The organism is Marinobacter salexigens (genome assembly GCF_002806945.1).
Taxonomy (GTDB): domain Bacteria; phylum Pseudomonadota; class Gammaproteobacteria; order Pseudomonadales; family Oleiphilaceae; genus Marinobacter; species Marinobacter salexigens.
Map to the genome: position 1 here is coordinate 417918 of NZ_NIHC01000004.1, position 12634 is coordinate 430551.

Annotated in this window: 11 protein-coding genes; 9 read left to right on the forward strand and 2 right to left on the reverse strand. The window is 55.1% G+C overall.

The window, feature by feature from the left end; translation table 11 throughout:
- The first annotated feature begins 179 nt into the window (after positions 1-179).
- Complete coding sequence (pcm, locus tag CDH47_RS09840; RefSeq protein WP_100639692.1) at positions 180-788, forward strand: protein-L-isoaspartate O-methyltransferase; 609 nt, start codon at positions 180-182, stop codon at positions 786-788.
- Here the strand turns inward: pcm and CDH47_RS09845 are convergent.
- Positions 778-2403, reverse strand: coding sequence for a L,D-transpeptidase family protein (locus CDH47_RS09845; RefSeq protein ID WP_100639693.1), 1626 nt, complete (start codon positions 2401-2403; stop codon positions 778-780). The two genes, pcm and CDH47_RS09845, sit on opposite strands and share 11 nt — an antisense overlap.
- 87 nt (positions 2404-2490) lie before the next feature.
- On the opposite strand from CDH47_RS09845, the gene CDH47_RS09850 reads away from it, so the two are divergent.
- The 8 genes from CDH47_RS09850 to CDH47_RS09885 all read left to right on the forward strand — a co-directional run bounded on the left by CDH47_RS09850 (position 2491) and on the right by CDH47_RS09885 (position 11952).
- Entirely contained in the window at positions 2491-3225 is a 735-nt protein-coding gene (locus tag CDH47_RS09850) for a murein L,D-transpeptidase catalytic domain family protein (RefSeq protein ID WP_100639694.1), read from the forward strand.
- Positions 3226-3443: 218 nt separating this feature from the next.
- Positions 3444-4742 (forward strand): efflux RND transporter periplasmic adaptor subunit, encoded by a 1299-nt coding sequence (locus CDH47_RS09855; protein WP_205077564.1) that lies wholly within the window; start codon positions 3444-3446, stop codon positions 4740-4742.
- Entirely contained in the window at positions 4739-7840 is a 3102-nt protein-coding gene (locus CDH47_RS09860; protein WP_100639696.1) for an efflux RND transporter permease subunit, read from the forward strand. Before CDH47_RS09855 ends, CDH47_RS09860 begins: the two co-directional genes overlap by 4 nt.
- 15 nt (positions 7841-7855) lie before the next feature.
- Positions 7856-8464, forward strand: a complete 609-nt coding sequence (locus CDH47_RS09865; protein WP_100639697.1) for a TetR/AcrR family transcriptional regulator — start codon at positions 7856-7858, stop codon at positions 8462-8464.
- 134 nt (positions 8465-8598) lie between these two features.
- Positions 8599-9102 carry a tRNA adenosine(34) deaminase TadA gene (gene tadA, locus CDH47_RS09870; protein ID WP_100639698.1) on the forward strand — a complete coding sequence of 168 codons (504 nt, stop codon included), beginning with the start codon at positions 8599-8601 and terminating at the stop codon, positions 9100-9102.
- A 6-nt stretch (positions 9103-9108) separates the two neighbouring features.
- Positions 9109-10104: a UDP-glucose 4-epimerase GalE gene (galE, locus tag CDH47_RS09875; protein WP_100639699.1), complete on the forward strand. Its 996-nt coding sequence runs from the start codon at positions 9109-9111 to the stop codon at positions 10102-10104.
- 41 nt (positions 10105-10145) lie between these two features.
- The gene (locus CDH47_RS09880) at positions 10146-11486 is read left to right on the forward strand and encodes a UDP-glucose dehydrogenase family protein (protein WP_100639700.1); all 1341 of its coding nucleotides are present in this window, start codon (positions 10146-10148) and stop codon (positions 11484-11486) included.
- 34 nt (positions 11487-11520) lie between these two features.
- The gene (locus tag CDH47_RS09885) at positions 11521-11952 is read left to right on the forward strand and encodes an HIT domain-containing protein (protein WP_100639701.1); all 432 of its coding nucleotides are present in this window, start codon (positions 11521-11523) and stop codon (positions 11950-11952) included.
- Positions 11953-11978: 26 nt separating this feature from the next.
- Here the strand turns inward: CDH47_RS09885 and fabR are convergent, their stop codons facing one another.
- On the reverse strand, positions 11979-12602 hold the full coding sequence (gene fabR / locus CDH47_RS09890) for an HTH-type transcriptional repressor FabR (protein ID WP_100639702.1): 624 nt from the start codon (positions 12600-12602) through the stop codon (positions 11979-11981).
- Positions 12603-12634 lie beyond the last annotated feature (32 nt).

The following is a 12634-nucleotide window of genomic DNA, read 5'->3' on the forward strand; positions in this document are numbered from 1 at the left end:
GACGCTCTCTCCTTTGATGGTGCAAAGCTGCCAGCCACAACTATGGCCTATCTCACCATGCACGGGTTGGAATCCCATTCATTGATTCAAGTCAATATAAGGTGAGATGAGATGGCTGAATTCAAAGGGGAGTGCGAGGATTGTCCTGTGATTGGGGCAGCGCCATACAGGAGAAAAAGATGAAGAGTCATTACGAGCTCTCTCAGTATCTGCAGCAGCGTGGGGCGCTCAAATCCCCTCTACTGATCGAGAGTTTTAATGCCATTGACCGCAAAGACTTTGTCAGCCCAAGCTTGCAGGATGAGGCCTATGAAGATCATCCACTTGCCATCGGGGCAGGGCAGACGATCTCCCAGCCTTACACCGTTGCATTTATGCTGGAACTTCTTGAGCTTGGAGAAAGCGATCATATTCTGGACATAGGTTGTGGTTCGGGCTGGAGCACTGCGCTCCTGGCCCAAGCTGCAAAATCAGGTTTTGTGACAGGGGTTGAGCTGCTTCCTGAACTCCTGGATCTGGCCCGTAGCAATCTCGAAAAATACCCGTTTACCAATATCAGGCTGGAGTTAGCCGGCGAGGCCCTGGGTATTCCAGGGCAGACGTTCGACAAAATCCTGGTATCTGCCGCCGCAGAAGAGCTGCCTTCTGAGCTGGTTGATCAACTCAAGCCTGGCGGCATCATGGTGATCCCTGTTCAGAATGACATGGTTGTCATCTTCAAGCGTAAGGACGGCAGCACTGAGCAAAAAAAGTTCGCCGGCTTTCGGTTTGTTCCGCTTATTTACTGAGCGTCAGGGGCCGGTCAAGTGCCCTGAGTAAGCTTGCGTCGTGCTGATAGACATCGGGGCGGAAAACCAGCTCGCCGTCCGTGCCGGGGTGGACGGTCCAGTAGTGCAGAGTGACCGGAACCGACCGTTTCAGATGAACCTGGCGGGTTTTGCCTTCGGCAATCAATGAATCAATATCGGCTGCGGTGCCAGTGTCTTCAAAAAGCAGTCGCGCGAGTTCTCGCACTCCTTGGACTCGGATGCAGCCAGAGCTGAACGCACGCTGTTGGCGCGAAAACAACCCCTGGCTCGGCGTATCGTGCAGATACACCGAGTGATTGTTGGGAAAGCGCAGTACCACTTGCCCCAAGGCGTTTGTCGGCCCTGGATCCTGGCGCAGCATAATGCCGCCCGGGTTCCACCAGTCAATGGAATCAGGATCCAGCCACTGGCCAGAGAAGTTGAGCACGCGAATGTTTTGTCGGTCCAGGTAGTTGAGGTCGTTACGTATCCTGGGCAGCATATCTTCGCTGTATATAGTGGGCGGCACTGTCCAGGTTGGATTGATTGTCAGGTGGGTAATCGCTGAACGCAGTGATGGCGTGCGCCTGTAGGGTTGGCCCACCACGATGCGGGAGCGCCATATTTTGCCATTGGGCCGGAAATAGCTGATGCGATAACCCGCGATATCCACCAGCACAAAATTGTCCGCTTCGCCGTGCAGCATCCAGCGGGCACGCTCCAGATTTGCCCGAATCTGATTGATACGCACAGTGACCGGAACGTTCATTGCGGCCCGGGTTTGTCTGCCAACGATTCCATCTTCCTCAAGAAGGTGGTGTTGCTGGAAGCGTCGTACTGCATTGACAAGATCTTCGTCGTATTCATAGGTTTCAGGCAGGCTATGATTGGTTGGTGTGGCCGCCAACTTATCCGCGTCAGCGACGGCAAGTTCGCCGGTGATCGTTAGTCGTTGGCGCAGCAGAGCCACATCCTTATGAATGTCACCGGGCCTGAGTGACTGCTGGCGGTTAGGGAGTTCGGGCCAGCCACCTTGTCGCTCCAGATGGCGATATTGCGCCAGCCCCGCACGCAGGCGCTGATAAGGCGCCGCTCCGGGCCGTGCCAGAGCAAAGGCTTGCTCGAAGCGCTGCGCATCTATCGCCCGGGATATTGCTGGCAGGTTCAGTGGTGCGGCTATGATGGGCGTTTCCCATTCCGGATCAACGCTGTAGGGGTCAACTTTACCGCGCTGAAGGTGGTGGAGTACCGTTAGGAGCAGACGGCTGGCGCGCAATTCAAACTGGATTTGATCTTCCAGGGTTGCGGCGGCAGTTTGAAGCTCGCGATGCATTGATATCAGAGCAGCCGGCCGATAATCCGCAGCGTTTAAACCGTCGTTTTCCACCGTGCTGAGCGCAGAGGAAAATCCGGTAACGGCTTCGGTTTGTATCCACGCAGGGCGGCCCTCTCTGGCGGCATAAAAGTCTTGCACGATAGCCTGCTCGGTCGGCAAACGGTTTGCGAGCGCTTCCAGCAATGCTCGATCGCGTTCATAGGCGTGGGCGGATGGTGTTGGATGAAGCAACAGCATGATTGATAGACTTATAGTCATTAAGCGAATACCGACAGCCATCTCCCTCTCCTGTATGGTGCTGACAGAGCCTTTCCATTACGAAACTTATGGTTATAATACTACCCGATCTCAATACAGGTTTTCTTAATGCCCACGAATGTCCTGAGCCGATGGCTTTTTGGTACAGTTTTCTGCAGCCAGCTCTTGCTCGGCAATTTGCCTGCGTTGGCTAGCGACTATCAAGCTGGGACAGCTTCCGTGCATTCTACAGAGCACCCATTGCAGCTCGATAAAACACTTGTCAGGCTGGCACCTCAAGCCAACCCCCATGTTCTGCAGCTGGCGGCCCGAGCCATATCTTGCGCTGCGCCCGATGCTGAGCGTTTAGCGGTCATCGACTTCTCTTTGCCGTCTAAGCAGTCCCGTCTTTGGGTGTTTGATCTTAAGAATGAGGTGCTCTTGTTCAAGGAACTGGTTTCTCACGGCCAGGGATCCGGCAATGCCATGGCCAGCCAGTTCTCCAATGTGCCGGAAAGCCATCAATCCAGCATTGGTTTGTTCCGCACTCTCAATAGTTATCACGGCAGGAACGGCTATTCCTTGCGCCTTGAGGGTTTGGAGTCCGGCGTCAATGATCTCGCGTATCAGCGCGCCATCGTGATTCACGGCGCCGATTATGTCAGCGAGAGCTTCATTGAAAAAACGGGTCGTTTGGGCCGCAGCCACGGCTGCCCGGCAGTTCGCCAGGAGATCGCCGGAAAGCTGATCGACAGTCTTAAAGAGAATCAATACCTGTTTACTTACTATCCGGACTCGGAATGGCTGGCCAGCTCCGAATTCCTGAGCTGTGATCGTAGCGCTGGCCAACTCGCCCTGAACTGATCTGTATTAAACATCTTTGCTCCCGAGACCTGGGGGCGACCTCGAGCAATTGTTTCGCCCCCACAAAACCAATAGGCCTCCTTGTTTGCAGAAAAGATAGTGGTCAATTACTATCTTTATGTCGAGCAATTTATAAAAGCGAGAATCCAATGGCCAGCGGGCGGTTCAATAATACAAAGATGGTGGCTTTAATCGGCCTGTTGGGCGGAGTTCTCCTGATGGCGGTTCTTGTTTTCTTGAAGGAGAGGCCGGCACACAGCGAATTGAGTGCACCGCCTTTGGCGCTGACGGTTATAGAAGTACAAACCATGCCGTTCGCTCTGACTGCGCGCGGCTTTGGCATTACTCAGCCAGTACAAACCTGGCAGGCCGTTGCCAACGTCGCCGGGCGCGTTGTTCATCGTCATCCGGAGCTCAATAGCGGTACTTTGCTGCCAGCCGGCACCCTGTTGTTAGCACTGGATCCGGGGCGCTATCAGTTGGCGATTGCCGAGACGGAAGCCGAACTGGCCTCGCTGATGGCGGAGCAGTCTCAGCTTGAGGCAGAAACACGAAATACCCGCCACCTGCTGGAACTGGAAAGTGAGCGGCTGCAGTTGTCTGAAGATGAACTCGACCGGATTGCACGGCTCCTTGAGACTGGCGCCGTATCGCGATCGAGAATGGATGAGCAGCGCCGGGCCACCCTGGCGCAGCGCCAGCTTGTTCAGTCACTGGACAATCAGCTCTCCCTGTTGCCCTCAAGGCAGCAATATCTTGATGCTCAGATACAGCGGGCTAACACGCGCCTGGAACAGCGGCGTCAGGATCTTGAGGATACGCGCTTTGTTGCCCCCTATGACCTGCGTGTGCGTTCTGTGGAAGTGGAAGAACACCAATACGCAGCCCTCGGGCAACCGCTGTTTCTTGCCGACAGCATTGAACAAGCGGAGGTTGAGGCCCAGGTGCCCCTGGCCATGTTGCGCAGGCTTATGATGGCGGTTTCGACACCGGTTGATTCGCCGCAGACGGCGCTGGATATCACCGAACGCATCGATTTTCCGGCCATTCATAGTGAAGTTGAACTGACCGGATTTCCCGGTATGCGTTGGCCTGCAACCGTTAGCAGGGTGGCAAGTGGCCTGGACCCAGGCACCCGCAGTGGGCGTGTGGTGGTTACGGTAGACGAGCCTTACAGTCTTGCCAGTGCGCCTCAACGCCCTGCACTTCAGCGTGATATGCACGTGCAAGTCAGCTTTGCTGTCGAAAGCCCTCAATCTTTGCTGGCGATACCGTCTTCCGCGCTGCACCAGGGGGAGGTTTACTTGCTGGGCGAAGATAACTTGCTGCAAAGGCGTCCGGTTGCGGTGGCTTTCCAGCAGAATGGCCTGGCCGTTATAGAGGACGGTCTTGCGGTCGGCGAGTTGTTAATCACTGATGACCCCGTGCCCGCCATTGCGGGCATGAAAGTCGAGCCACATCGTAACAAGGATCTTGAACAACAGCTTAAGCAGCTGGCTTCGGGTGCAGCGCAATGATCCGCTGGTTTGCAGGCCACCCCACAGCTTCCAATCTGCTGTTGTTATTACTGCTGGCGGCTGGGCTGTTTGCGGCACCAAACCTCAAGCGGGAAACCTTTCCGGACTACCGGCCCGTTGAGGTCAGTATCGACGTTGTTTACCGTGGAGCCAGTGCAGCAGACGTGGAGGATGCCATCTGCGGACGTCTGTACGATGTGGTTAAAGGTGTTGATTACCTGGACGAAATAAAGTGTGTGGCACAGGATAACCTGGCCCGTGCTGTTGTCTCCATGGAGGCTGCCGGGGATTCGATCCGTTTTCTGAGTGACATCGACACTGAAGTCAATGCGCTTACTGATCTGCCTGCACGAGCCGAAAGGCCGGTGGTGCGGGAACTGCATCGCAGTGATTTGGTAGCGGCCGTTGCCGTCCACGGCGATATGGCACCCAATAGGCTGGAAGATTACGCACTGCAGCTTGAAGAACGCATCATGGCGTTGCCCGGCGTGGCCCAGGTTACTCTGCAGGGGCTTTCCCAGCGCCAGTGGCAGGTAGAGGTGTCACGGGCTTTGCTGGCGCAGTATGGGTTGTCGGCCAGTGATCTGGGAATGCGGCTTCGGCAACAGAGCATTGATGTGCCGCTGGGCACACTGGAGACTTCGGATCGCGACATTTTGCTGCGTTTTACCGACCAGCGGCGCAGCCTGCAGGAGCTTTCAGATCTCGTGGTGGTTTCAGGCAGGGGCGGTGGTGAGCTTACCCTGGGCCAGATCGCTACACTGCGGGAAGCCGGGGAAAAGCCGGAAGCTAAGATTCATTTCAATAACCAGCGCGCGATCGTGCTGGAAGTCAGCAAAACCCTTCGTGATGACTCGTTGAATGTGCTGGAGGGGCTGACGACGTTGATAGATGCTGAGAGCCAGCGTATCGGCGGGCCTTTGCAGCTGACCCTTACCCAGAACATGACCAGTATTGTCCGGGATCGCCTCGAAATGCTGGTGGGCAATGGCATAGCAGGGCTTGCGTTGCTGATTGTGGTTCTGGGTCTGTTTTTCCGCCCACGCCTCGCCCTCTGGGCCGTTCTGGGCCTGCCCGTGGCCTTTGCAGGTGCGTTTTTTATGATGAGCCTGGCCGGCTTATCCTTGAATATGATCACTCTGGTGGCACTGTTGATGGCGATTGGTATCGTAATGGACGATGCCGTAGTCATCGCCGATAACATTGCGGTTCAGGCCCGCGCAGGCGCTTCGCCTCTGGACGCGGTAGTGGAAGGCACACGGCAGGTGTTGCCCGGGGTGGTATCCTCTTTTCTCACGACCGTCTGGGTATTTGCGCCTCTGGCGTTTCTTGTGGGGGAATTGGGCTCGGTGCTCAAAGTGCTGCCGGTGGTTCTGATTGCTGCCTTGTTCGCAAGCCTTATCGAGGCTCTCTGGATTTTGCCGCATCATCTCAGAGGCAGTATTTTATCCATACAAGCGCCAACACAAACCCGTTTTCGCACCGCCTTTGACCGACACTTTGAGGCTTTCCAGGACCGCGTCGGCAGGCTGGCAGATACAGCCGTGCGCTGGCGGTATGCTGTGCTGGGTGGTGTGTTGTTCATCTTGCTGGGTACCGCTGGCTTTATGAGGGGCGGTCATGTAAGCACAGAAGCCATGCCGGATCTTGACGGCGACACGCTGGAAGCACGGCTTTTGCTGCCTCAGGGCTCGCCACTGGAGCGCACAGAAATGGCTGCCACTCAGGTTGCAGACGCCATGTGGCATCTCAATGATACCCTGACGCCTGAGCAACCTGACGAAGCCGCGCTGGTGAATGCGATCCAGGTGCGTTTCAATTACAACCCCAGCGCTCAGGAGACCGGTGCTCACGTTGCGACGGTGATGGTCGATCTGCTCAGTGCCGAGGTGCGAACCATGACACTGGATGAGCTGACAGTTGCCTGGCGCAAACAGATCGGTGTTATCCCCGGGCTTTCAAGTCTGATTATTCAGGAGCCGGGTTTCGGCCCCGCCGGCATACCCATCGAAGTGCGACTGCAGGGGTCGAGTCTTGACGATCTCAAGGCAGCTGCTCTGGACGTGGGCGATCACCTGAACGGTTATGATGCCGTTTATAACATCATCGACGATCTTCGCCCCGGCAAACCACAACGAACATTTTCTCTCAAAGAAGGTGCCGCTGCGTCAGGGCTGACCGCAGAAATGGTTGCATCACAATTGCGTGCGGCATTTCTGGGGGAGATTGCCGACACCCAGCGTATTGGCAGGCGTGATGTTGAGGTTCTGGTTCGCCAGGCGGAGGGTGACAGATCCAGCCTGGACGATCTTGCTGATCAAACCATTTTGCTGCCCGATGGCCGCCAGATGCCGCTGGAAGTTGTGGCCGATATTCATGATCAGCGCGATTGGGCCATGATTACTCGCGTTGACGGTCAGCGCACAGTGACAGTTCAGGCCAATGTGGATGCGAGCAAGGCGAGTGCTCAAGCCGTTGTAAACGATATGCAGGGTGAATGGTTGGCGGAATTAAAACAGCGTCACCCGAATGTTGAGGTCAGTTTCGAGGGGCAGGTGGCCCGTTCAGCAGAAACCGGTGGCTCCATCGCCCGGGGGTTGTTGATCGGGTTGCTGGGTGTATTTGTAATACTGTCGTTCCAGTTCCGCAGTTATGCCGAACCGCTGATTGTAATGCTGGCGATTCCGATGGCGTTCGTGGGCGCGTTATGGGGGCATGTGCTGCTGGGCTGGTACATTTCCATGCCGTCTATGATCGGTGCTGCGTCGCTGGCTGGAATCGTGGTTAACGATTCCATTCTGCTGGTTCAGTTCATCAAAGAGCACCGTGGCAAGGGGGTGAGTGCGGTTGTTGCGGCGGGGCAGGCAAGTCGTGACAGGCTGCGGGCCATCCTCATCACGTCTACTACTACCATCGCAGGATTATTGCCCTTGCTGGCTGAAACCAGTGTGCAGTCAGCCGCTATCAAACCCCTCGTGATTTCGGTGGTGTTCGGCCTGCTTGCAACCACTGTTCTGGTGCTGGTGATGATTCCCGCTGTGTATGTGTTGTTTGATGATTGGGGGTGGACAAGAAATGAACCTGCTGAGAACGAATAGCCCGAAGAGGGAACAATGGAAAAGATAAGACAAAAGAACCTTCCTGCCGACGAGCGTCGTAACGTGACGGTGGAGGCCGTGATTGATCTTGCTGCCTCAACAAACCCGGGTGATATAACAACAGCAGCCATAGCCAGGCACATGAAGTTGACCCAAGGAGCGCTCTTTCGGCATTTCCCGAACAAGGAGGCAATTTGGCAGGCCGTTATGAGATGGGTGGCTGAGCGACTGATGACGCGCATCGAGAAAGCCGCAGAGGGAATAGAGTCGCCTCTTGAAGCAATGCAGGCCATGTTCATGGCCCACATAGCTTTTGTTTCTGAGCATCCCGGGGCGCCCCGCATGCTTTTTGGTGAGCTTCAGGGTGCCAAGCCAACGCCGGCAAAGCGGCTGGCCCACGAACTGATCAAGCAATACTCAGAGCGCTTGAATGGTCTTTTGAATGCGGCAAAATCCCGCGGGGAGTTGCCCCCTGAGCTCGATAACCAAGCCGCAGCCACTTTGTTTATAGGCACGGTTCAGGGATTGATCATGCAGTCGCTAATCTCTGGTGATATGGCGCAAATGCGCCAAGCTGCACCAGGGTTATTTGCCATTTATCGTCGGGGAATCGTTCACCCATAGTCAGAAGGGCCGCAAAGATGGCTTGGCTTACCCGGTTTGCTTGGTAAAAAAGCCGATTAATGGTATTTTCGTGGCGCTTATTGGGCCAGCCAGCATCATATCTATACAGGGCTGCTTTCAGCAGAGCCGCGTTTATGCCGGAAACACAGAACACCGATGAATACTGGATGGCGCGGGCGCTTACGCTGGCAAACCAGGGTGCATCTTTGGGCGAGGTGCCGGTTGGCGCTGTTGTGGTTCGGGATGGAAAAGAGTTGGGTACAGGCTTCAATGAGCCAATTACAGGTTGTGACCCAACTGCTCACGCAGAAATTTGTGCCTTGCGCGATGCAGCAGCGAGAATCGGGAATTATCGCCTCACCGGTGCAACGCTATATGTAACCCTGGAACCTTGCACCATGTGTGTTGGCGCAATAGTACACAGCCGAATCAGCCGACTTGTATATGGCGCTCTCGAGCCTAAGGCTGGTGCAGTTGAATCTGCCCGACGCACACTGGATGAGCCGCAATTTAACTGGCAGGTGGAAACGGTGGGTGGCATTCTTCAGAATGAGTGCAGCCAGGTGATCAGTGACTTTTTCAGCCGTAGGCGGGCCGAAATCCGGCAGCGGCGCAAACAGCATTCAGGGAAGGAGTAGTTCTGTATGAAAGTGCTCGTAACCGGCGGCGCCGGATATATCGGCAGCCATGTGGTGCGTCAGTTGGCCGAAGCTGGCCATGATATCGTTGTGTTCGATAATCTCTCAACGGGCTACCGCTGGGCTGTAACTGCCGGGGAGTTGGTTGTGGGTGACCTGGCCAACGAAGCCGAAATTGACCGGGTGTTTTCCGATCACCAGTTTGAGGCAGTTCTGCACTTCGCAGCAAATATCGTCGTGCCTGAGTCTGTTTCCAACCCACTCAAGTATTACAGCAATAACACCCGCAACACGCTGAATCTTCTCAAAGCGGTTGATAAGTACAAAGTGCCGTACATGGTGTTTTCTTCAACGGCTGCTGTGTACGGAATGCCCGAGCAGACAGTGCTTACTGAAGATCTGCCATTGGACCCGATCAACCCGTATGGCGCCTCGAAAATGATGAGCGAGCGGATGATCACAGACTATGCAGCGGCGTCCGGTCTTGATTACGTTATTCTCCGCTACTTTAACGTAGCCGGTGCCAACCCCGATGGCCTGCTGGGGCAAGCTACCCCGGAAGCGACCCACCTGATCAAGGTCGCGTGCGAATGTGTTACCGGCCAGAGGGACGGAATGAGTATATTCGGCACAGATTACGACACCAAAGACGGCACCTGTGTGCGGGACTACATTCACGTTGAAGATCTTGCCAGTGCCCACGTTATGGCGCTCGATTATATGGCCAAGGGTGGTGAATCAAAGATACTGAACTGTGGTTACGGTCGCGGTTTTACTGTGCGAGAAGTCATTGATGTGGTGCGCAAACAGTCTGGCGTTGATTTTCCGGCCGTTGAAGTCGGTCGCCGTGCTGGAGATCCGGCAGCGTTGATGGCTGATAACGCATTGATTAAAGAGACTCTGGGCTGGCAGCCTGCTTATGACGATCTGGACACGATTGTGGGCACTGCGCTGGCGTGGGAAGCAATTTGGCAAAAGAAAAAAGCCGCTTCCGGTCAGTAAAAAACAATTTTGATCACATTGATAATGTCGGGATTTAAAGGATGAAAATAACGATTTTTGGTACGGGTTATGTTGGGCTAGTGACTGGAGCCTGCCTGGCAGACGTTGGCCACGAAGTACTTTGCATGGATGTTGATCTGGCAAAGATCGACAAGCTGAAGAATGGCCAGATTCCCATTTTTGAGCCAGGTCTCGATAACATCGTAAAGCACAACGTAGACGCCGGGCGGCTGGAGTTCACTACAGATGTTGAGGAAGCCGTCAAGCACGGCGCCCTGCAGTTCATTGCTGTGGGCACGCCCCCTGATGAAGATGGCTCTGCCGATATGCAGTACGTTACGGCCGTAGCCAAGTCTATCGGTCAGTACATGGAAGATTATAAAGTCGTTGTGGACAAATCCACAGTACCTGTTGGGACAGGCGACAAAGTGCAAGCGGCAGTGCAGGCGCAGCTCGACAGCCGTGGCTTGGATCTAGAGTTCGATGTGGTCTCCAACCCTGAATTCCTGAAAGAAGGCGCAGCAATCAACGATTTCATGAAGCCTGACCGCATCGTGATTGGCACAGACAGCGAAAAGGCCGCGGATCTGCTTCGGGAAGTGTATTACCCGTTCAACCGCAGCCATGATCGCATGATCTTCATGGATATTCGTTCTGCTGAGCTAACCAAGTACGCCGCCAACTCCATGCTGGCCACCAAAATCAGCTTTATGAACGAGATTGCCAATCTGGCTGAGCGCCTGGGTGCTGATATTGAAGCGGTTCGCCGCGGCATAGGTTCAGACCCCCGAATCGGCTACCACTTTATCTACCCCGGCTGCGGCTACGGCGGGTCCTGCTTCCCTAAAGACGTTCAGGCTCTGGCACGTACAGCGGCAAGCTGTGGCTATGATGCGCGCTTGCTCAATGCGGTAGAGGAAGTGAACTACGCTCAGAAGCATGTTCTTTTTGACAAGATCAGCCACTATTTTGATGGCGACCTGAAGGGCAAGGTTGTGGCAATCTGGGGGCTGGCATTCAAGCCGAATACCGATGATATGCGTGAAGCCTCAGCCCGCACCTTGATGGAAGATCTATGGAAGGCCGGCGCCACGGTTCAGGCGTTTGATCCGGAATCCATGGAAGAAACCCAGCGCATCTATGGCGATCGTGCAGATTTAACCCTGTGTGGCACCAAAGAACAGACCCTTCGCGGCGCGGACGTGTTGGCAATCTGCACTGAGTGGAAAGAGTTTCGCTCGCCAGATTTTGATGCCATCAAATCAACACTGCGTGAGCCTGTTATATTTGATGGTCGCAATCTTTACGAACCGGAAATACTGGATCGCCACGGGTTGATTTACTACGCGATTGGTCGCGGACGTAACCAATTCCAGTCGTGATGATCTGCCCGCAGGGGGAAACACGGAGCCAGCGATGATACAAGGTCAGGAATTTCGTCTTCACGAACGGCTGGCAGCCGACACCATCAGCTTGGGTCGCAGCAAGCTGTGTGAAATCCTTTTGATGAACGATCAAGCCTGGCCCTGGGTTATCCTGGTACCTGCGGTTGCAGGCATTCGGGAAATATACGAACTCAACCCCGAGCAGCAGCACCTGTTGCTTCGAGAGTCGTCGGCTCTGAGCCGTGGCATGATGGCGGTTTTCGGAGGCGATAAGATGAACGTCGCAGCCCTCGGCAACATGGTGCCCCAGTTGCACCTACATCATATTGTTCGCTTCGAGGGTGATCCGGCATGGCCGGGCCCGGTTTGGGGAAAGCAACCACCGGTTCCCTACGATGAGGGACGGCTTGCCAAGGTGAAGCAGGCGCTTGTTCCAGTGTTGTCAGAACTTGGCGTCGCTTGATCAGTTCAGGTTGCTAATGGCGCCGGTTACCGGATTGATGCGTGCTTAGCCATCATTTGCGAGCCAATAAGGATCATTCTGAGCTCGGTTTTCAGTTTGATCTTTAATTCTTCGCGCTCTTTGGGCGTTGCGTCCAGTGCATCTGCACCCTGGTTAAACACCAGCGTTACCATAGCTTCTGCAACCACGCGGGCATCAGACAAGGGCTTATCCCGCTCTTCCGCAAAGCGCCGAAGGTCATCGGCCAATTCCGTCACGAAATGATCAATCTCGGCTTTAATGGCGGTTCGGAACGGCTTGGAGCCCCCGGTTCGCTCCCGAAGCATCAACCTGAACAGGTTGGAGTTTTTGTCAAGATACTCCATAAAGGTTTCGATGGAGGTTGAGATGGCGCTGCCATCACGGGCAATGCGTTTGCGAGCCTGTCGCATCAGTTGCCTCAGAGCTACGCCACCTTCGTCCACGAGTACCAGCCCCAGCTCATCAAGATCCGCAAAGTGACGGTAGAAAGACGTTGGCGCAATGCCTGCCTCACGGGCGACTTCCCGTAGGCTAAGACTCCCGAATCCGCGATCCGGGCTCAGTTGCGCCAGGGCGGCATCCATTAGTGAACGCCGGGTGAGAAGCTTCTGCTCGGCTCTGGTTGACAAGGTTAGGGCTCCAGCAATAGGTGAGTGCCGTA

Excerpts from the sequence above, each read along its gene's own strand:
- CDH47_RS09855 (WP_205077564.1), top strand. The coding sequence starts at position 3,444 with ATGGCGGTTCTTGTTTTCTTGAAGGAGAGGCCGGCACACAGCGAATTG.
- CDH47_RS09850 (WP_100639694.1), top strand. The coding sequence starts at position 2,491 with ATGCCCACGAATGTCCTGAGCCGATGGCTTTTTGGTACAGTTTTCTGC.
- pcm (WP_100639692.1), top strand. The coding sequence starts at position 180 with ATGAAGAGTCATTACGAGCTCTCTCAGTATCTGCAGCAGCGTGGGGCG.
- tadA (WP_100639698.1), top strand. The coding sequence starts at position 8,599 with ATGCCGGAAACACAGAACACCGATGAATACTGGATGGCGCGGGCGCTT.
- galE (WP_100639699.1), top strand. The coding sequence starts at position 9,109 with ATGAAAGTGCTCGTAACCGGCGGCGCCGGATATATCGGCAGCCATGTG.
- CDH47_RS09860 (WP_100639696.1), top strand. The coding sequence starts at position 4,739 with ATGATCCGCTGGTTTGCAGGCCACCCCACAGCTTCCAATCTGCTGTTG.
- CDH47_RS09885 (WP_100639701.1), top strand. The coding sequence starts at position 11,521 with ATGATACAAGGTCAGGAATTTCGTCTTCACGAACGGCTGGCAGCCGAC.
- CDH47_RS09880 (WP_100639700.1), top strand. The coding sequence starts at position 10,146 with ATGAAAATAACGATTTTTGGTACGGGTTATGTTGGGCTAGTGACTGGA.
- CDH47_RS09865 (WP_100639697.1), top strand. The coding sequence starts at position 7,856 with ATGGAAAAGATAAGACAAAAGAACCTTCCTGCCGACGAGCGTCGTAAC.
- CDH47_RS09845 (WP_100639693.1), bottom strand. The coding sequence starts at position 2,403 with ATGGCTGTCGGTATTCGCTTAATGACTATAAGTCTATCAATCATGCTG.